The 20,236-nt window shown below is 66.6% G+C and carries 16 protein-coding genes and 3 pseudogenes; 14 read left to right on the forward strand and 5 right to left on the reverse strand.

All coding sequences use genetic code 11. The annotated features are described in order from the left end of the window. The 4 genes and pseudogenes from I5M_RS06820 to I5M_RS06835 all read right to left on the reverse strand — a co-directional run. Positions 1-242: pseudogene (locus tag I5M_RS06820) on the reverse strand (hypothetical protein); the annotation flags it as partial. Positions 243-464: 222 nt separating this feature from the next. Further along, complete coding sequence (locus I5M_RS06825; RefSeq protein WP_022720715.1) at positions 465-2,831, reverse strand: TonB-dependent receptor; 2,367 nt, start codon at positions 2,829-2,831, stop codon at positions 465-467. Positions 2,832-2,952: 121 nt separating this feature from the next. Beyond that, on the reverse strand, positions 2,953-3,309 hold the full coding sequence (locus I5M_RS06830) for a hypothetical protein (RefSeq protein WP_022720716.1): 357 nt from the start codon (positions 3,307-3,309) through the stop codon (positions 2,953-2,955). Between the two features lie 147 nt (positions 3,310-3,456). Beyond that, complete coding sequence (locus tag I5M_RS06835; RefSeq protein ID WP_022720717.1) at positions 3,457-3,747, reverse strand: hypothetical protein; 291 nt, start codon at positions 3,745-3,747, stop codon at positions 3,457-3,459. 163 nt (positions 3,748-3,910) lie between these two features. Here I5M_RS06835 and I5M_RS06840 point away from each other — a divergent pair, with 163 nt between their 5' ends. From I5M_RS06840 to I5M_RS06880, 9 genes and pseudogenes are all read left to right on the forward strand, one after another. Continuing rightward, entirely contained in the window at positions 3,911-4,369 is a 459-nt protein-coding gene (locus I5M_RS06840; RefSeq protein WP_022720718.1) for a hypothetical protein, read from the forward strand. 109 nt (positions 4,370-4,478) lie between these two features. Then, on the forward strand, positions 4,479-5,177 hold the full coding sequence (locus I5M_RS06845; protein WP_031335668.1) for a ribonuclease T2: 699 nt from the start codon (positions 4,479-4,481) through the stop codon (positions 5,175-5,177). 140 nt (positions 5,178-5,317) lie between these two features. Further along, positions 5,318-6,286 (forward strand): bifunctional riboflavin kinase/FAD synthetase, encoded by a 969-nt coding sequence (locus I5M_RS06850; protein WP_022720720.1) that lies wholly within the window; start codon positions 5,318-5,320, stop codon positions 6,284-6,286. Further along, positions 6,283-6,852 carry a sugar O-acetyltransferase gene (locus I5M_RS06855; protein ID WP_022720721.1) on the forward strand — a complete coding sequence of 190 codons (570 nt, stop codon included), beginning with the start codon at positions 6,283-6,285 and terminating at the stop codon, positions 6,850-6,852. Before I5M_RS06850 ends, I5M_RS06855 begins: the two co-directional genes overlap by 4 nt. 181 nt (positions 6,853-7,033) lie before the next feature. Further along, positions 7,034-10,174, forward strand: coding sequence for an isoleucine--tRNA ligase (ileS, locus tag I5M_RS06860; RefSeq protein WP_022720722.1), 3,141 nt, complete (start codon positions 7,034-7,036; stop codon positions 10,172-10,174). Between the two features lie 127 nt (positions 10,175-10,301). Further along, positions 10,302-10,796, forward strand: a complete 495-nt coding sequence (lspA, locus tag I5M_RS06865; RefSeq protein WP_022720723.1) for a signal peptidase II — start codon at positions 10,302-10,304, stop codon at positions 10,794-10,796. Positions 10,797-10,898: 102 nt separating this feature from the next. Further along, the gene (locus I5M_RS06870) at positions 10,899-11,618 is read left to right on the forward strand and encodes a hypothetical protein (RefSeq protein WP_051048677.1); all 720 of its coding nucleotides are present in this window, start codon (positions 10,899-10,901) and stop codon (positions 11,616-11,618) included. Positions 11,619-11,752: 134 nt separating this feature from the next. Beyond that, a pseudogene (locus I5M_RS06875) lies at positions 11,753-12,787 on the forward strand (M16 family metallopeptidase); the annotation flags it as partial. 47 nt (positions 12,788-12,834) lie between these two features. Continuing rightward, complete coding sequence (locus I5M_RS06880) at positions 12,835-13,179, forward strand: zinc ribbon domain-containing protein (protein ID WP_022720726.1); 345 nt, start codon at positions 12,835-12,837, stop codon at positions 13,177-13,179. Positions 13,180-13,325: 146 nt separating this feature from the next. Here the strand turns inward: I5M_RS06880 and cobS are convergent, their stop codons facing one another. Further along, positions 13,326-14,123 (reverse strand): adenosylcobinamide-GDP ribazoletransferase, encoded by a 798-nt coding sequence (cobS, locus tag I5M_RS06885; RefSeq protein ID WP_022720727.1) that lies wholly within the window; start codon positions 14,121-14,123, stop codon positions 13,326-13,328. A 403-nt stretch (positions 14,124-14,526) separates the two neighbouring features. Between cobS and hyfB the strand changes: the two genes are divergently transcribed. The 5 genes and pseudogenes from hyfB to I5M_RS06910 all read left to right on the forward strand — a co-directional run. Then, a complete protein-coding gene (gene hyfB / locus I5M_RS06890) occupies positions 14,527-16,542 on the forward strand; it encodes a hydrogenase 4 subunit B (protein ID WP_022720728.1) in 2,016 nt (671 codons plus the stop codon). Beyond that, positions 16,533-17,489, forward strand: a complete 957-nt coding sequence (locus I5M_RS06895; protein ID WP_022720729.1) for a respiratory chain complex I subunit 1 family protein — start codon at positions 16,533-16,535, stop codon at positions 17,487-17,489. The genes hyfB and I5M_RS06895 overlap by 10 nt, the downstream gene beginning before the upstream one ends. A gap of 2 nt (positions 17,490-17,491) precedes the next feature. Then, positions 17,492-18,154 carry a hydrogenase-4 component E gene (locus I5M_RS06900; RefSeq protein ID WP_031335675.1) on the forward strand — a complete coding sequence of 221 codons (663 nt, stop codon included), beginning with the start codon at positions 17,492-17,494 and terminating at the stop codon, positions 18,152-18,154. Continuing rightward, positions 18,151-19,611 carry a hydrogenase 4 subunit F gene (locus tag I5M_RS06905; RefSeq protein WP_022720731.1) on the forward strand — a complete coding sequence of 487 codons (1,461 nt, stop codon included), beginning with the start codon at positions 18,151-18,153 and terminating at the stop codon, positions 19,609-19,611. The genes I5M_RS06900 and I5M_RS06905 overlap by 4 nt, the downstream gene beginning before the upstream one ends. Positions 19,612-19,620: 9 nt before the next feature. Then, positions 19,621-20,236, forward strand: a pseudogene (locus tag I5M_RS06910) (NADH-quinone oxidoreductase subunit C); the annotation flags it as partial.

A 20,236-nucleotide genomic window follows, 5' to 3' on the forward strand; every position in this document is an offset into this window, starting at 1 on the left:
TATCGCGTCCGCATCGCCATGACGGCGCAGATCGTGCAGGTGTCGGCGTTGTCGTCGGTGGCGGGATCGGAGTCGGGCGGGCCCGGATCGGCGGCGGTGAGTGTGAGCACCGCCGACTGGATGACGATCTGGTGGAAGTGACCGAACGCCACGACGAAGTGCAGCGCCAGCGCGATCAGCGCCAGCCGCGTCCCCAGTCGGATGTTGGTCCGCACCCAGTTCATATTCGTCCAGTTCGTCATTCCGGGGCGCGAGCGAAGCTCGCGAACCCGGAATCTCTCTTTGCTACAATCTCTAGATTCCGGGTTCGCTCACTTCGTGAGCGCCCCGGAATGACGTTGTGAGGTTTAGTTCGTAGTCCGTAGGGTGGGCTGAGCGCCAGCGAAGCCCACGCGCAGCGTCTCCGCGGTGCGAGCTTTGCGTGGGCACGGCGCTGCGCGCCTTTGCCCACCCTACGTCCTACGTCAGAACTTCAAATTCGCGAAAGCCCGCACGCCGATGCCGGGCAGCAGGACGTTGTCCTTGCTGTACGACACCGCGTTGCGGATGTTCTCGTTGAGCAGATTGTTGCCGATGACGCCGACCAGCATCTCGCGCGCGCCCCATGCGTTGGGATCGAGCTTGGTCTTGTAGCTGATCTCGGCCTTCAGCAGGTTGTAGCCGGGCGTCGCCGTCTCGGCGATCGGCGCGACGTCGTTCTGCGCGAAGGCGTGCAGCAGGTTGACGCGCGCCAGCCAGTTGCTGTCGCGCCAGAACAGGCCGCCGCCGAGGCGCACCGGCGGGATGCGCGGCACGTTGGTGCCGTCGGTGAAGGTCGCCCGCACCACGTCGAACTGATTCTCGACGCCCCAGGTGCCGCCCCAGATCTGCGAGACGTCGAGCTGGCTCTGGAATTCGCCACCGCGGAAGGTGGCGTCGCGCTGCGAGTAGACCGCCTGGTTCAGCTCCAGCGTGCCGGTCGCCGGATCGACACAGCTCGCATCGTCGCAGGTGTTGCCGGTCAGCCGCCGATAGATGAAGCCGTTGAACCGCGTGTAGTAACCGGTGATCTCGAAGCGGAACGGGCCTTCGGCCCGGCGCAGCCCGAGTTCGACCGACTTGGCGGTCTCGATCTTCAGGTTGGGGTTGCCGATATCGAAGGTCTCGGTGGCGTCGTGGCCGCCGCGCGAGAACAATTCGGCGGGCTTGGGCGCGCGCTCGACATATTGGCCGGTGATCGAGGCCGACAATCCCCACGGCAGCGCCTGGATCAGCCCGAGGCTGCCGCTCTTGGGCGTGAACGACAGGCTGCGCGCCGTCGACGGCCCGATTGCCGCCGGATCGGCATTGAGGTCGAACAGGTCCGGGATGATCGACGGCGTCATGCCCGACAGATCGACGTGTTCGACGCGCCCCGCGACCTGCGCCTTGGTGGTGTCGGTGAACTGCAGTTCGTTGAAGACGTAGCCAGCGACCTTGGTGTTCTTGTTGAAATCGAACAGGCCGTTGATCGGGCTCGTCGGATTGTCCGGGCTCGGCGCGTTGAGCTCCTGATGGCTGGCCTGGACGCCGACCGCCGTCGTCACCGCCGCAAAGCCGGCGTTGAACGGCGTCAGCTGGACTTCGAGCCGGCCTTCCTGCTCGCGATTGGTGAAGGTCTGGCGGATGCCGTCCGAGCTCGGATCGCTCGCGTCCGCGAGCCCGACCTCGGTGTGCTTGTAGTCGGTCGCGCCGACCCAGAACCGGATCGCATCGATCGCCGCCGCATCGGGGCGATACTCGCCCTTGGCGTTGAACTTGGTCTGCCGCGCCTGGATGCGGGTGCCGACCTGCGAGCCTTCGACGCCGGGAATGCGGTAGATCGAATTGTTCTGCGTGATCGAAGCGCCGAGGAAGCCGCCGTCGAACAGATACGAGCCGCCGACCGAAGCGCCCGCGGCGGTCGCAGCCGAGTTCGGCTGGCGGCCGTTGAACGGCAGGCCGGGCTGCGCATAGGGATAGCTCGGTACGTTGTAGTCGCCGGCGTTGCGGCCGTAGACGTCGGCGTGCACGGCGACGTTCTTGGCCCCGCCGTCGAGCAGCAGTGCGCCCTCGGTGCCGCGATCGACCGAGCTGACCGCGCTACGCACTTCGGCATTCATGCAGCCGGCGCCGAGCGCGTTGGGCGCGGGAGTCGGCAGGCCGTAGTTCTGGAACGGCGCCGCGCAAGGCGGCGGCGCGTCGGGGATACGGTTGTTGGTTGCGCTGACGACGCCGCCGATCGCGGTCGAGCCATAGCGCAGCGTCGCCGGGCCGCGGATGACCTCGACTTGGTTGGTGGCGAGCGGATCGATCGGCACGAAGTGATCCTCGCCGAGATCGGAGGCGCCGTTGCTGCCGATGCCGTTCTCGATGATGCTGACGCGATTGACGTCGAGGCCGCGGATGATCGGCCGGCTGGAGCCGCCGGGCGCGTAGCTCGAGCCGGTGATCCCGGGCTTGTTGTTGAGCAGATCGCCGAGCGTGCCGCCGCCGCTGCGGCGGATTTCGTCGTTCGGCACCACCGTGACGGTGGCGAACTGATCGGTAACGATCGGCAGCACGCCGGGCTGCGGCGATGGCGTGGCTTGCGCAACCGGCGGGGTCTCGGCGGGCGCCGGCCCGCGTTGCCGGGCCGGGGCAGAGACACGGGCGACGCGCGGCGCGGGCGCAGCGGCCGGCTTGCGTCGCACGATCGGGCTCGGCGCCGTTACGGTGACTTCGGGGAGGGCGGTGGCGGCGGCCTGAGCATAGGCGCGCGTCGCCGCGGCGAGATCGAACGTAACCAGAGCCACGCTGCCGAGGAGCAGCCCGGTGTGGAAGGGAGCGAACATGAAACTATCCTGATTCACCCGGCGGAGCGCTTGCGCTCGGGCCGGGGATCCGCGCATGGCGGATCGATGACGACGTCTGCGGGCCGCCGACGCCGGCAGGCACGCGTGAAAGGTCGTGGTGTCAGGACAGCGGTGGGCCGCGGGGCTGGAACGCCGCAACAGCCGCCCGCGCATGCAGCGCATCGGCGGCGGGAAGGTGGAGCTGGAGCGGCGTGGCCTGCTGCAGCGGCAGCATCGGCGGCGAGGCCGCCAGCATCGAGCCGGCCATCGCCACCACGGCGCAGATCGCGCAGAAGTCGGCGATGCCTTCGTGGTGATGATCGGTGTCGGGCTGGCTCGGCGCGCTGGCGACGGTGATCTGCGCCGGGGTCGAAAGTGCCAACGGGTGGAAGTGGCCGAATGCGGCGGCGAACTGCAAGGCGAGCGCGATCAGCGCAAGCCGTGCCCCCAGCCAGACATTTGTTCGCACCCAGTTCATGCCCACCCACAGGTGCAAAGCGACCCCCCGGCCGCTTTTCTCGATGTTATATTATAACAGTCGGCGGGACCGGCTCTGTCAACCGGTCCCCGGCACGAAGATTGGCGGCTGTTGCATTACGGCGACTCTGCGCGCCGCGCTCCCGTCTCAGTACTTGGTGCGGATCGGCCGCTCACTGGAGCCGTACGGCACCCAGCGGCAGGAGAACGAGATATAGCCGCCATAGGTCGGCTGGACGCCGAGCAGCTTCACCACCTTGCCGTAACGGGCACAGTGATCGATCGCCATGGCGCGGACGTCGGCATGGCCGACGAGGTTGTAGGAGATGATCCCGCCGGTATCGTTGCCCTTGAAGGCAGGCACGGTGTCGGCGTGGCTGGCGGTGGCGGTCAGTACCGCACCGAGGACGGCGAGGCCTGCGGCCTTCGTCATGCGCATTGCAATCTCCTTGTTCGCTTGAGGCGACTCTAGTTCGGTCGCATCGCCTGGAAAGAATGCGAAACGTGCTTTGCGCGGGGATGTTCACCAGTGTGGCCGCGCTGCACTTGATTTCGGGCCACGGGCGCGGCACCGTCGCCACTCCGAAATCCGGTGGACCTCCATGCGCTTCCTCGCGATCAAGACTCTCACTTCGGCGACGCTTGCCGTGCTCGGCCTGCTGGCGCTGGCTCCCGGCGCACAAGCCGCCAATCCGTTGGAATTGAACTTCTGGCTGTCCGGCCCGCGCTACGACGGCAACCTGCCGGCCTGCGAATCGGCGCTGCCGTCGATCACCTATCAGTTCCGCGAGAAGGAAAGCACCTTCTGGAATTCGGCGCTGGAGATCACCGCCTACGGCAAGATCCACGAGGTCGCGTTCCGTCCCTGGCAGAGCGACAACATTCCGCGCCGCTATTGTGCGGGCGAAGTGATGCTCAACGACGGCAAAGTCCGCCCGGTGCATTTCTCGATCATCGAGGATGGCGGGCTGGCCAGCTTCGGCCACGGCGTCGAGTTCTGCGTCGTCGGCCTCGACCGCAACTGGGCCTTCAATCCGGCCTGCAAGGGCGCCAAGCCCTGATCGTTGACGTGAGACGATAGGCCAACGCCGCTTGGCCTTTCGTGTTCTTGAAATGTTCCGATCAGCTCTGCTACGCTGCCCGCGTTGATGGGGTAGTGGGGTGTTTTTCATGTTCGTTTTCAGCTTGGCCCGCGTGGGGCGTGGCCTGATCTTTTGGATGCTGGGCGCCTTGCTGGCCGCAGGCGCCGCGCAGGCTCAGGACAGCCGGCAGAACGCGCCGGGCGAATTCGACTTCTATGTGCTGGCGCTGTCATGGTCGCCGTCGTTCTGCGAGCAGGCGTCGGAGCGCGGCAACGCCGGCCGCTCGCAGCAGATCCAGTGCGGCGGCCGGCCGTTCTCGTTCGTGGTCCACGGGCTGTGGCCGCAATACGAGCGCGGCTTTCCGGAATACTGCCAGCGGCCATCGCCGCGGCTCGACCGCCGCATCCTCAATTCGATGCTCGATCTGATGCCGGCACCGGGCCTGATCTTCAACGAATGGGACAAGCACGGCACCTGCTCGGGGCTGCCGCAGCGCGCCTATTTCGAGGAAATCCGCAAGGCGCGGGCCGCCGTCCGCATCCCGCCGGACTTCATCGACGCCAAGGAACCGCGGACGGTGACGCCGGCCGAGGTCGAGGACGCCTTCATCAAGGTCAATCCCGGCCTGTCCAACGCGGCGATTGCCGTGAGCTGCGATCGCACCCGGCTGACCGAGGTCCGCATCTGCATGAGCAAGGACCTGCAGTTCCGGGCCTGCGAGGAGATCGACCGCCGCGCCTGCCGCGGCGACAAGCTCGAAGTGCCGCCCATGCGCGGCGGCGAGTAGGGCGATCCGGGTTCTGTTGCCGCAGAGACTGCCGTGGAGAGGCGTGGCTGCTGGCTCCGCGCTCGCCCCCGGCTTGACTTCGGTTGCGGCTCCGCGTCACGGTCCCGCTCCCACCGAATATGCGAAGAATTGAATCCGACATGACTGGCTTTGCGGTGATCCGCGACACCACCCAAGTGGCCGACATCCCTCGTGGATCGGTGGTGGCGATGGGTAATTTCGACGGCGTCCACCGCGGCCACCGCGCCGTCATCGGCGCCTGCCTGGACATGGCCCGTATCCGCAAGGCGCCGGCGTTTGCGGTCACGTTCGAGCCGCACCCGCGCAAATTCTTCGCGCCGGACGCGCCGCAGTTCCGGCTCACCGACGAGCGCGGCAAGCTGCGGCTCTTGGCCGGCACCGGGCTTGATGGCGCAGTGGTGCTGAGCTTCGACCAGCGCCGCGCCTCGACCACCGCGCACGATTTCATCCGGCAGGAGCTGATCGAGCGCCTCGGCGTCACCGGCATCGCCATCGGCTACGATTTCCATTTCGGCAAGGGCCGCGGCGGCTCGCCGGCGATGCTGGTCGGCGAGGCACCGGCGCTCGGCATCGAGGTCGATGTCCAGCCCCATGTCGATTTTGGCGATCATCCGGTGTCGTCGAGCGCGATCCGGAAGGCGCTGGAAGCCGGCGACATCGCTGCCGCCACCGACATGCTGAGCGGGCCGTGGTTCGTCTCCGGCGAAGTGATCCACGGTGACAAGCGCGGCCGCGACCTCGGCTATCCGACCGCCAATATCCGGCTCGATCCGGAATGCAGCCTGCGCCACGGCATCTACGCGGTGCGCGTTGCCCGCGGCGGCAGGCTCTACGACGCGGTGGCGAATTTTGGCCGCCGCCCGACCTTCGACAACGGCGCGCCGCTGCTCGAAGTGTTCGTGTTCGACTTCAAGGAATCTCTCTACGGCGAGACCCTCGACGTCGCCTTCATCGATTTCATCCGCCCCGAAGCCAAGTTTGACGACATCGACGCGCTGATCCGGCAGATGGACGACGACTCGGCGCGCGCCCGCGCGGCGCTGGCGGCGGCGCCCGGCGCCTTCCCGAAGCTCGGCACGCTCGGGTGAGCCGGACCGAGAAAGAGAAGATGCTGGCGGGCGAGCTGTATCGCCCCGGCAGCCCGGAGCTGGCCGCGGACGAGGCCGCCAACAAGGCCTGGATGGCCCGCTACAACGTCTCCGGCGCGCAGCCGGCGGCGGAGCGCCACAAGCTCCTCTCCGAGCATTTCGGCGCCGTCGGCAAAGGCGTTGTGGTGCGGCCGCCGTTCTTCTGCGACTGCGGCTACAACATCCGCCTCGGCGACAACGTCTTCCTGAATTTCAACTGCGTCATCCTCGACATCATGCCGGTGGTGATCGGCGACCGCACCCAGATCGGCCCGGCGGTGCAGATCTACGCCGCCGACCACCCGCGCGACGCCGCCACAAGGCGCGAAGGCCTCGAATTCGGCCGCCCGGTGACGATCGGCGCCGACGTCTGGATTGGCGGCGGCGCCATCATCCTGCCGGGTGTCTCAATCGGGGACGGTGCGGTGATCGGGGCCGGCAGCGTGGTCACCCGCGACGTCGCCCCCGGCGCCGTCGTCGGCGGCAACCCAGCGCGGCCGCTTGGCAAAAGCCCAACGCAAGGATGACCGCCGCGGGGCTTTGCGATCCTGCGACCGCCTGCTAATGAATGCCCGCATGTCTATACGGCGCGCCATCATCAGCATTAGCGTCCCGGCTTCCGCCTGAGCTTCAAGTTCGGCGCAAGACCGGGTCCCGCCTCACATCCGCGCGTTCGATCGCGCCAGCGCCTCTTGACCCAGAGCTTCCATGTCCGACAAGCCTGAAAAATCCGACACTAACGACTATTCCAAGACGCTTTTCCTGCCGCAGACGGAGTTTCCGATGCGCGCCGGGCTGCCGCAGCGCGAGCCCGAAATGCTCAAGCGCTGGCAGGAGATCGACCTCTACGGCAAGCTGCGCGAGAGCGCGCGCGGCCGTGCCAAGTTCGTGCTGCACGACGGCCCCCCTTACGCCAACGGCAACATCCATATCGGCCACGCGCTCAACAAGATCCTCAAGGACGTCGTGACCAAGAGCCAGCAGATGCTCGGTCACGATTCCAACTACGTGCCGGGCTGGGACTGCCACGGCCTGCCGATCGAGTGGAAGATCGAGGAAGAGAACTATCGCAGCAAAGGCAAGCCGAAGCCGAACTTCAAGGATTCGGCCGCAATGGTGGCGTTCCGCAAGGAGTGCCGCGCCTACGCCACCAAGTGGCTGAACGTCCAGCGCGAGGAGTTCAAGCGACTCGGCGTCATCGGCGATTGGGATCACCCCTACGCAACGATGGATTACTTCGCCGAAGCCCAGATCGCCCGCGAATTGATGAAGTTCGCCGCCAACGGCACGCTGTATCGCGGCAGTAAGCCGGTGATGTGGAGCGTGGTGGAAAAGACTGCGCTCGCCGAGGCGGAGGTGGAGTACGAGGACTACACCAGCGATACGGTGTGGGTGAAGTTTCCAATCAAGGAAGAGTACAAGGATTTGGAGACCGGTAGTCAGCCGGTGTTCAAGGACATGGCGCTTCTCAATGCGTCGATCGTCATTTGGACTACCACGCCGTGGACGCTGCCTGGCAACCGAGCAATCTCTTTCTCATCGAAAATCAAGTATGCGCTCTACGGCGTCAGGCGTGCGCCGGCTGACAATTGGGCAAAGCCGGGCGAAATGTTCGTTCTCGCCGAAAATTTGGCCGAAAGCGTATTCAAGCAGGCTCGCGTCGAAGAGTATGAAAAGCTCAGTGACGTAGATGCTCGAGTGCTTGGTAGCCTCGTGTGCGATCATCCATTGCGGGGCCTTGCAGGGAGCTACGGATTCACCGTCCCTCTCCTCGACGGTGATCACGTCACCGACGACACCGGCACCGGCTTCGTCCACACCGCGCCGGGCCACGGCCGCGAGGACTTCGATATCTGGATGCATAATGCCCGCGCGCTCGAAGCGCGTGGCATCGCCTCGACGATCCCCTACACCGTCGATGAGAACGGCGCGCTCACCGAGCATGCGCCGGGCTTCACCGGCAAGCGGGTGATCAACGACAAGGGCGAGAAGGGCGACGCCAACGAGGCGGTGATCCAGGCGCTGATCGAACGCGGCATGCTGCTGGCGCGCGGCCGGCTCAAGCATCAGTACCCGCATTCCTGGCGCTCGAAGAAGCCGGTGATCTTCCGCAACACGCCGCAATGGTTCATCGCGATGGACAAGGACATCCTCCCCCCTCCCCCTTGCGGGGAGGGGTCGGGGGTGGGGGTCCACAGCGGGACGCCATCCTCGGGGCGCCCTCACCCCAACCCTCTCCCGCAAGCGGGAGAGGGAGCGCGCAGCGATGCGAAGCCGGGCGATACGCTCCGCGCCCGCGCCCTGCAGGCCATCTCCGTCACCCAGTGGGTGCCGCCGGCCGGGCAGAACCGCATCACCGGCATGATCTCCGGCCGGCCCGACTGGGTGATTTCGCGGCAGCGCGCCTGGGGCGTGCCGATCGCGGTGTTCGTGCGCGAAAAGGGCGACGGCTCGGCCGAGATCCTGGTCGACGACGAAGTCAACGCGCGGATCGCCGATGCCTTCGAGCAGGAAGGCGCCGACGCCTGGTACATGGAGGGCGCGCGCGAGCGCTTCCTCGGCAAGCTCGCCAACCAAGAGTGGCAGAAGGTCGACGACATTCTCGACGTCTGGTTCGACTCCGGCTCGACGCACGCGTTCGTGCTGGAAGATCCAATTCACTTCCCCGGCCTCGCCGGCATCCGCCGCAAGGTCGACGGCGGCGCCGACACGGTGATGTACCTGGAAGGCAGCGATCAGCATCGCGGCTGGTTTCATTCGTCGCTGCTCGAGAGCTGCGGCACGCGCGGCCGCGCGCCCTATGACGTCGTGCTGACCCACGGCTTCACGCTCGACGAGCAGGGCCGCAAGATGTCGAAGTCGCTCGGCAACACCACCGATCCGGCCAAGGTGATCGCGTCGTCCGGCGCCGATATCCTGCGGCTGTGGGTGTGCGCCACCGACTATGCCGACGATCAGCGCATCGGCCCCGAGATCCTCAAGAACGTGGTCGAGACCTATCGCAAGCTGCGCAACTCGATCCGCTGGATGCTCGGCACGCTGCATCACTATCATCGCGACGACGCGGTGGCGTTCGCCGATATGCCGGAGCTGGAGCGGCTGATGCTGCATCAGCTCGCCGAGCAGAGCGCCACCATCCGCGCGGCCTATGCGGATTTCGACTACAAGACCGTGGTGGCGTCGCTCGCCGCGTTCATGAACACCGAGCTGTCGGCGTTCTACTTCGACATCCGCAAGGACACGCTGTACTGCGACCCGCCGTCGTCGCTGGCCCGCAAGGCGGCGCTGACGGCGATCGACATCATCTGCGACGCGGTACTGAAATGGCTGGCGCCGGTGTTGTCCTTCACCACCGACGAAGCCTGGGCGATGTACCGGCCGGATGCCGAGCCGAGCGTGCATCTGACGTTGTTCCCGCTCGACCTCGGCAGCTACCGCGACGACGCGCTGGCCAAGAAGTGGGAGACCATCCGCGCGGTGCGGCGTGTCGTCACGGGCGCGCTGGAAGTCGAACGCGCCGCCAAACGCATCGGCTCCTCGCTCGAAGCCTCGCCGGTGATTTACGTCGCCGACCGGCCGCTGCTGTCGACCGTGTTCGATACGGACCTCGCCGAGATCTGCATCACCTCGAACTACGAAGTCCGCGAGGGCGAGGCGCCGGCGGATGCGTTCCGGCTCGACAATGTGCCGGGCGTCGCCGTTGTGGTCGAACTGGCGCAGGGCACCAAATGCGCCCGCTCCTGGAAGATCCTTTCCAGCGTCGGCAGCGACCCCGACTACCCCGACGTCACCCCCCGCGACGCCCAGGCGCTCCGCGAGTGGAAGGCGCTGGGCGCGTCCGCCGCTTGAGTGTGATGGTGCCCGCAAAAACACCGTCATGGCCGGGCTTGACCCGGCCATCCACGGCAACGGGCACCGTGCTGGTGTTCGTGGATGGCCGGGACGAGCCCGGCCATGACGAGGAGAGGGCGTCAAAATGACCCCCCTCCGCGCCGGCGTCCTCGCCGCAGCCGTCTCCCTGATCCTCGATCAGGCCACCAAGCTCTGGCTGCTCCACGGCTTCAATCTCGCCGGCAAGGGCGTCGTCCCGGTCACTTCGTTCTTCGACCTCGTCCTGGCCTGGAATACCGGCATCTCCTACGGCTGGTTTGCCGGGCAGGGGCCGACCGGGCAGGCGCTGATGCTGGCCTTCAAGGTCGTCGCGGTGATCGCGCTGGCGATCTGGATGGCGCGCTCCACCACCACTCTGGCGACGGTTGCGCTCGGGCTGATCATCGGCGGCGCCATCGGCAACGCCATCGACCGCGTCGCGTACGGGGCCGTGGTCGATTTCGCGCTGTTCCACATCCAGATCGGCGGCCAGACCTACAACTGGTACGTCTTTAACCTCGCCGACGTGGCCATCGTTGTCGGGGTGGCGGCGCTGTTGTATGACTCCCTGCTGGGGACACCCGCCGCAAAAGCGCCCTGATCCCGGACGATACGGGCTGCGCGGCTTTTGCCGGATAGGGCCCTTGGGCCGCCGGCGCCGGATCGCCCGGTTCGATCGCAAGACATGAACAGGATCAACGGCATGCGCCACATCGCGGACAGCTCAACGATGACCTCGAGGTCGCCGGCCCGCCTGCTGCGTGCGGCCCGTTTTGGAGCGGTTGCGCTCGGCATCGGCCTGGTGTTCGCCGGCAACGCCGCCCGTGCCCAGGACGACGACGACGATAAGACCTTCGAGGAAAAGCTGATCGGCGGCCTGATGCGCGGCATCGGCGCCACCAACATGGACAATGCCGGCATCGACTATCGCGAGCGCTCGCCGCTGGTGGTGCCGCCCAAGATCGATCTGCCGCCGCCGGAGGCCGCGTCTGCCGACGCCGTGGCGCCGAACTGGCCCAAGGATCCGGACGTGCAGCGCCGCAAGGAAGCCAAGGCCGCCGCCGCCAAGCCGCTCCCGAGCCATTACGAGCAGTCGCGGCCGCTGACGCCGTCCGAACTCAATGCCGTTCGCTCGGATCCCAAGCAGGTCAATAATGGCGACTCGGCCCAGCCGGGCAATCAGCAGACCAATCCGATGATGAGCCCGTCGCAGCTCGGCTTCAGCGGTTCGCTGTGGAATGTGTTCGGCGGCAGCAAGACCGAGACCGCGCCGTTCACCGGCGAGCCGACCCGCGAGACGCTGACCCAGCCGCCGAGCGGCTATCAGACGCCGTCGCCGAACTATGCCTACGGCACCGGGCCGAAGGAATCGCTCAACAACAAGCGCATCGACGTCATGACGGGCAAAGAAACCAGCAATTGAGCCTGGGCCCGTCCGACCAATCTTCATCCAGCTCGCGCGTCTTGCGCCGCATCGTTCTCATCGCTCGCGTGGTTTGGCCGCGCGAGCGCCGACGCGTGCGTTCTCCCCATTTCCTGATCGGGTGACATCCTGACATGACCCAACCGGCCCTGCAGCAATCGATCACGCACCGCCCATCGACCTCCCGCCGCTCGCTGCTCAAGGCGGCGCTCCTGTCTGCGCTGCTGCCGCTCGGCGGCACCGCGGCACTGGCCCAGACCAAGGTCGATCCGGTGTCGACGTTCACGCTCGCCAACGGCCTCAATGTCGTGGTGATCCCGGATCACCGCACGCCGGTGGCGACGCAGATGATCTGGTACAAGGTCGGCTCGGCCGACGAGACGCCTGGCAAATCCGGCCTGGCGCATTTCCTCGAACATCTGATGTTCAAGGGCACCGAGAAGCATCCGGCCGGTGAATTCACCCAGACCGTGCTCAAGGTCGGTGGCAGCGAAAACGCCTTCACGTCGTTCGACTACACCGGTTACTTCCAGCGCGTGCCGCGCGATCAGCTCGAAAAGATGATGTCGTTCGAGGCCGACCGCATGACCGGCCTGGTGCTGAAGGACGAGAACGTGCTGCCCGAGCGCGACGTCGTGCTCGAAGAATACAACATGCGCGTCGCCAACGATCCCAATGCGCGGCTCACCGAGCAGATCATGGCGGCGCTGTATCTCAACCATCCCTATGGCCGGCCGGTGATCGGCTGGCATCAGGAAATCCAGAAGCTCAATCGCGAGGACGCGCTGGCGTTCTATCGCCGCTTCTACGCGCCCAACAACGCCACGCTGGTGATCGCCGGCGACGTCGATGCCGCCGAAATCCGCCCGGTGGTCGAGCGCATCTACGGCTCGATCCCGCCGCAGCCGGCGATTCCGCCGCAGCGGCTGCGGCCGCAGGAGCCGACTCCGGCCGGCCCGCGCACCGTGACGCTGGCCGATCCGCGTGTCGAGCAGCCGACGATGCGCCGCGTGTATCTGGTGCCTTCGGCCAAGACCGCCGCCAAGGGCGAGAGCCCGGCGCTCGAAGTGCTGGCGCAACTGCTCGGCGGCGGCAGTAACTCGTATCTGTACCGCGCCACGGTGATCGACAAGCCGCTGGCGATCACCGCCGGCGCCGCCTATCAGGGTCCCATCGCGGGGGGCGGACAGAATCGTCAGCGCAAGGGAAAACGACGATGCCAGTCTATGAATACATGTGCGACGCCTGCGGGCCGTTCACCGATCTGCGGCCGATGGCGGAATACGAAGCGCCGCAGCCGTGCCCGGTGTGCGAGACGTCGTCTCCGCGGGTTTTGCTCACCGCGCCGAACTTCTCCTGCATGCCGGCCGCGCAACGCACCGCCCACGCCACCAACGAAAAGAGCCGCAACGCGCCGATGAGCGTCGGCGAATACAAAGCCAAACACGCCCCCGGCTGCGGCTGCTGTTCCGGCCTGAAGAAACCGGCGCGGCTGCAAACCCGCACCAAGAGCGGCGCCAAGGGATTCCCGACGGCGCGGCCGTGGATGATTAGTCACTAATTTTAGGAGACTTCACGCCAATTACTTCGTCATGGCCGGGCTTGTCCCGGCCATCCACGTTCTTGATTGCGACACCTGCTGCATTCGTGGATGCCCGGGACAAGCCCGGGCATGACGGCGTTGAGTGCAAAGGTTGCGTAAACTAACTACTGCGCCAGCACCGCCGCGACCCCGAGCAGAAATCCGATCTCGAACATCTGCTCCGTCGCGCCGAGCACGTCGCCGGTGTAGCCGCCGATCAGGCGTCTGGACCAGGCCGCCATGCCGGCAGCCAGCATCGTGCCGAGGCCGAGGCCAGCGATCAGCGCCACGGGCGAGACGAGTAGCAGCGGCAGCGCCGCGAGGCCGACCGCGATCAGCACCAGCGCCAACTCGTCCTTGCGCATCGGCGCATCGGCGTAGCTTACCTTCATGCCGCTGACATGGCCGGCATAGCTCATCTTGCGGGTCACGAAGCCGGGCGTCGCCCGCGCCGCAGCGTGGCAGGCGACCAGCGCGGCCAGCGCCGCCCACAGCGGCAGCAGCGCCAACGCCGCCACCCGCAACGTGACGCCGAGCCCGAGCGCCAGCGTGCCGTAGGTGCCGATGCGGCTGTCCTTCATGATCTCGAGCCGGCGCTCGACGGTCCAGCCGCCGCCGAAAGCATCGATGCTGTCGGCAAGGCCGTCCTCGTGCAGCGCGCCAGTGATGGCAATCGAGGTGGTGACGGCCAGTAACGCCCCCAGTGTCGGCCCGAACAGCGATTGCCCCAACACAAACACAGACGCCGCGATCACGCCGATCCCGACCCCGACGACTGGAAAGAACGTCATCGCCCGCGTCAGCCAATCCGGCGCAGGCGCGGTCTCGGCATTCGGCACGGGCAGAATGGTGAGGAAGCGCACCGCGTCGAGCAATTGCGCGACGGTCGGCGTGCGCCGGGCAGGTTGGGATGTCTCGGACATGTCGGGCTTTCGGACGGGATCGTCTAACTGCGCGTCCGCGCGGCCGGCGGTCAACCGCGACTTTGGCCATTGCGGCCGCGCATCGTGTGCGGACAGCTTGCGCTAGAACAAGATCGAGCTTGGCATCCACGGCGAGAGTGCCGAGACTGGGCCAGATGCCCTCAGACCACACCGAAGTGATGTCTGGGACATCATTTATGCAATTCAGAAATACATGATTGATATTCAAGCCGTGTTTGGACTATCGATCGAATCGCGTTTCGATGGGCCACGCGACAATCCGGTCCTTTGGAACCGCGAGGAGCTTGGACCATGCAGGTGAGGCAGGGCTGATGGCGGGTGGGGGGCTGCAATCCGGCTTCCGCTCCGCCGCGCGGCCGCCGCGGCGCGGAGCCCTGGCCTGATGTCGGCGCTCGCTGTCGAACTCGGTTGCGTTGCGGCTCTGCTGGCCACGGCCGTGATCGGCGTCGCTGCCGCCCGGACGCCGCGGCTCGGGCGCGTGTCGGTCTACGGCTTGGCGGCGATCGTCTGCACCATCGCCCTGGTGAGCGCGGCCGGCGCGTTGCTGCGGCAAGAGCCGCCCGCGGAGATCGTGCTGCCGCTCGGCCTGCCGTGGCTCGGCAGTCATTTCAGCCTCGACCCGCTCTCGGCGTTCTTTCTCGTCGTTGTCGATCTCGGCGGCGCGCTCGCCAGCCTTTATGCGCTCGGCTATGGCCGCCACGAGCACGCGCCGCAGCGCGTGCTGCCGTTCTATCCGGCGTTTTTGGCTGGGATGAATCTGGTGGTGCTGGCCGCCGACGCATTTTCGTTCCTGCTGAGCTGGGAGTTCATGTCGCTGGCGTCATGGGCGCTGGTGATGGCGCATCATCGCGAGGCCGCCAATCGCCGCGCCGGCTACGTGTATCTGCTGATGGCGAGCTTCGGCACGCTGATGCTGCTGCTCGCTTTCGGCCTGCTGGCCGGCACCGCCGGCGACTACGGTTTCGCGGCGATCCGCCTCGCGCCGCATGCGCCGTGGATCGCGACGCTGGTGCTGCTGCTGATGCTGCTCGGCGCCGGCTCCAAAGCCGGCCTGGTGCCGCTGCATGTCTGGCTGCCGCTGGCGCACCCGGCGGCACCGAGCCAAGTCTCGGCGCTGATGAGCGGCGTCATGACCAAGGTGGCGATCTACGGTTTCATCCGCGTGGTGTTCGATCTGCTCGGCCAGCCCGACTGGTCGACCTCCGGCATCGTGCTGTTGTTCGGTGGCATCACGGCGCCGATCGGCATCCTCTATGCGCTGATGGAAAAGGACCTGAAGCGGCTGCTGGCCTATTCGACGATCGAGAACGTCGGCATCATCTTCGTCAGCCTCGGCCTGGCGCTGGCGTTCCAGGCCAATGACGAGAAGCTGCCGGCGGCACTGGCCTTCACGGCGAAGCTGTTTCACGTCTTCAATCACTCGCTGTTCAAGAGCCTGCTGTTCTTCGGCGCCGGCGCCGTGCTGAGCGCCACCGGCGAGCGCGATATGGACAAGCTGGGTGGCCTGATCCACCGCATGCCGGTCACCAGCGTTGTCTTTCTGGTCGGCAGCATCGCGATCTCCGCGCTGCCGCCGTTCAACGGCTTCGTCTCCGAATGGCTGATCTTCCAGGCGGTGCTGCAAAGTCCGCAGCTGCCGCAATGGGGACTGAAGATCCTGGTGCCCGCGGTCGGCGCACTGATGGCGCTCGCTGCTGCGCTGGCGGCGGCGTGTTTCGTCAAGGCCTATGGCATCACGTTTCTCGGCCGGCCGCGCGGGCCGGCAACCAGCAAGGCCCACGAGGTCGATCGCTTCTCGCTCGCCGCGATGATCATCCCGGCTGCACTCTGTCTTTTCGCCGGCGTGCTGCCCGGCCTGGTGATGGACGCGTTGGCGCCGATCGCATCCGACCTGCTCGGCAACCGGCTGGCGCCGCAGTCGCCGCTGGCCTGGCTGTCGATCGTGCCGCTGGCCGAGAGCAAGGGCTCGTATAACGGCCTGCTGGTGGCCGCCTTCATCATCGTCTCGGCCTCGCTGAGCTACGTGGCCATCCGGCTCCTCGCCACAGGCAGTGTGCGCCGCGGCCCGGCGTGGGGCTGCGGCTTCACCGATCCGGTGCCGCTGGCGCAATATTCCGCCGCCGGCTTCGCGCAGCCGATCCGCCGCGTGTTCGGCACGCTGGTGTTTCGCGCCCGCGATCGTGTCACGATGCCGCCGCCAGGTGACATCGCGCCGGCGCGGCTTCGAATCGAACTCCACGATCAGGTGTGGGAGCGGATCTACGCGCCGCTGGCGAACGGCATCGTCGGCACCGCCGTGCGGCTCAACCGGATGCAGCTTCTCACCATCCGCGGCTATCTCAGCCTGGTTTTCGTCACGCTCGTCACGCTGCTGCTGGTGCTCGCGATATGGACGTGATCACCGACATCGCCGTGCAGGGCGTGCAGATGCTTTTGGTGTTCGCGCTGGCACCGCTGCTCACCGGATTCGTCCGCAAGATCAAGGCGCGGCTGCAGCGTCGCCGCGGTCCGTCACTGCTGCAGCCTTACCGCGATCTGATCCGGCTGCTGCGCAAGGACGTCGTGCTCGCCGACAACGCTTCGTGGCTGTTCCGTGCCGTGCCTTACGTCACCTTCGCGGCGATCTGGGTCGCGGCCGCGCTGGTGCCGACCTTCGCCACCGGCCTGTTGTTCAACTGGGCCGCGGACCTGATCGTCATCGTGGCGCTGCTCGGGACTGCGCGGTTCTTCCTGGCACTCGCCGGCATGGACGTCGGCACTTCGTTCGGCGGCATCGGCTCGTCCCGCGAGGTGATGATCGCTGCACTCGCCGAGCCGGCGATGCTGATGATCGTGTTCTGCGTCGCGCTCGTCGTCGGCTCGACGCATCTGTCGACGGTCGCCGATCATATCGCCTCGACGGAAGTGGGCCTGCGCGTCTCGCTCGGCCTCGCCATGATCGCGCTGGTGATCGTGGCGCTCGCCGAAAACGCCCGCATCCCGGTCGACAATCCCTCGACGCATCTCGAGCTGACCATGGTGCACGAGGCGATGATCCTGGAATATTCCGGGCGGCATCTGGCGCTGATCGAATTCGGCGCGCAGCTCAAGCTCTTGCTCTACGTCTCGCTGATCATCTGCCTGTTCTATCCCTGGGGCATCGGCGTGTTCGGCGCCGGCCCGGCTGCTTATCTCGCCGGCGCCGCGCTGTATCTCGTCAAGCTCACCACTGCAGGATTCCTGCTCGCCGTGTTCGAGACCGCCACCGCCAAGATGCGCGTGTTCCGCGTGCCGCAGTTCCTCGGCGCCGCGCTGATGCTCGGCCTGCTCGGCACGCTGCTCCTGTTCGTGTCGAAGGGGCTGTGACCATGCACGGGCTCGCTTTCGACATCTCTCATTCGCTGGCCGGCGGCCTGGTGCTGGTATCGTTCATGATGCTGTATCAGGATCGGCTGACCTCCCTGCTCAACGTGTTCGCGCTGCATGCGCTGATGTTGGCGGCGGCGGTGGCGTGGCAGGCTTTCATCCAGGACGCGCCGCATCTCTACGTCACCGCGGCGATCGCGCTGATCTTCAAGGCGATCATCATTCCGGTGGCGCTGCGCCGCATCGTCTACAAGCTCGGCATCCATCGCGAGGTCGAGACCGTGGTCGGCATCGGCATGACCATGCTGGCCGGCATGGGCCTCGTCGCGCTGTCGCTGGCGCTGATGCTGCGCGTCACCGCCGATGCCGACGCGCTGGCTCGCGAGGATCTCGCTTTCGCGCTGTCGGTGGTGCTGCTCGGCCTGTTGTTCATGGTGACGCGGCGCAATGCCGTCAGCCAGGTGGTCGGCTTCATGTCGCTGGAGAACGGGCTGATCCTCGCCGCCGCCGGCGCCAAGGGCATGCCGCTGGTGGTCGAGATCAGCGTCGCGTTCTCGGTGCTGATCGCCTTCATCGTCATCGGCATCGTGCTGTTCCGCATCCGTGAGCGTTTCGACTCGGTCGACGTCTCGCAGCTCGACGTCTCGCGCGGAGAGCGGTCATGACGCCCGTAACGCTCCTGGGGCTCGATCCTGTCGCCGGCGTGCTGCTGATCCCGGTCTGCGCCGCGGTCGTGCTGGCGCTGTTGCCGGGCTACAGGCTCACCGCTCGGCTCAACGTGCTGGCGAGCCTCGGCAGCTTCCTCTGTGCGGTGTCGCTGCTGATCCTGCCGCGCCCGGCGCCGGGCGCTTATCTGCTCGTCGACGACCTCAACATCGTCTTCATCGTGCTGAACACTTTCGTCGGCTTCACCACCAGCCTGTTCAGCGCAAGCTACATCGCCCACGAACTCGAGACCGGCAAGCTGACGCCGGCCTATCTGCGGTTCTATCACGCGATGTATCAGACCATGATGTTCGGCATGAACCTGGCGTTCGTGTCCAACAATATCGGCCTGATGTGGGTCGCGGTCGAGCTCGCGACGCTCACCACGGTGCTGATGGTCGGCATCTATCGCACGCCGGCGGCGCTGGAAGCTGCGTGGAAGTACTTCATCCTCGGCAGCGTCGGCATCGCGTTTGCGCTGTTCGGCACCATCCTGGTCTACGTCGCGGCGCGGCCGGTGGTCGGCGAGGGCGCCGGCGGCATGATCTGGACCGAACTGGTCGCCAAGGCCGGCGGCTTCGATGCGCCGCTGCTCAACGTCGCCTTCGTGTTCCTGTTTCTCGGCTACGGCACCAAGGTCGGCCTGGCGCCGCTGCATGCCTGGCTGCCCGACGCCCACGCCGAAGGTCCGACGCCGATCTCGGCGGTGCTGTCGGGCTTGCTGCTCAACGTCGCGCTGTTTGCGCTGCTGCGCTTCAAGGTGCTGCTCGCCGCCAATGCCGACGCGATCGCGCCCGGCACGCTGATGATCGTGCTCGGCCTGTTGTCGCTGCTGTTCGCCGGCTTCATGCTGTATCGCCGCCGCGACATCAAACGGCTGTTCGCCTATTCGTCGATCGAGCACATGGGCATCATCGTGGTCGCCTTCGGCATCGGCGGCCCGCTGGCGAATTTCGCTGGCCTGTTGCACATGGTGATGCACAGTCTGACCAAGTCGGCGATCTTCTTCGCGGTCGGCCACATCACCCAGATCAAAGGCACGCAGTCGCTGGCCAAGATTCGTGGGCTCACCGAGACTCACCCAGTGCTCGGCTGGGGCCTCGTCGCCGGCGTCGCGGCGATCGCCGGGCTGCCGCCGTTCGGCGTGTTCACCAGCGAATTCCTGCTGATCACCTCGACCTTCGCGCGCGAGCCCTGGCTGGCGCTGCTCTTGGTATTCGGTGTTCTGGTGGCGTTCGGCGCGCTGACGCTGCGGCTCACCGGCATCGCATTCGGCCGGCCGCGCGGCAGCCGGGCGCCGGCGCAGGCGAGCTACGTGCCGATGTTCGCACATCTGACGCTGGTGCTGATCGCCGGCGTGTATCTGCCGCCGCCGCTGGTGGCGTGGTTTCAACACGTCGCGAAACTGTTGGGGTAGGGGGATCGCATGCCGTCGCTGATCGATCTCAACCTCGAAGGCCTGCAGGTCGCGCGGCATCGGCCGTGGACCCGCGCGGTGGTGGACAGGGCAGTGTGGGGCTTCGCGGCACGAATGCTGGCCGAGCAGCATTGGCAGTTGCTGTCGCTGTGGGCCGAGCCGACGATGGTGCACATGGCCCTCTACGATCCGCGTAGCGCCGAGACTGCGGTGATCAGCCTTGACTGCCCGGCCGGCACATTCCCCTCGGTCGCTGCCCGGCATCTGCCGGCGCTGCGGCTGGAGCGGACCATCACCGATCTATTTGGACTTCGGCCGGAAGGCGCGGTGGATCCACGGCCCTGGCTTGACCACGGGCGTTGGAGCGTCAGAGCGCCGCTCGGCGCCGCGCGGCCGGAGCCGGCGCAGCAGCCTTACGCATTTCTTCCTGTCGAAGGCGATGGCACGCATCAAGTCGCCGTCGGTCCGGTGCATGCCGGCATCATCGAGCCGGGCCATTTCCGCTTCACCGTCTCGGGTGAGACCGTGGTGCGGCTGGAGCAGCGGCTCGGCTACGTCCACAAGGGCATCGACGGCCTGATCGCCGGCAGCGAATTAGCAAGCGCCGCGCAGCTCGCCGGCCGCG

Source organism: Rhodopseudomonas sp. B29 (genome assembly GCF_000333455.1).
In the GTDB taxonomy this organism is placed as follows: Bacteria; Pseudomonadota; Alphaproteobacteria; order Rhizobiales; family Xanthobacteraceae; genus Rhodopseudomonas.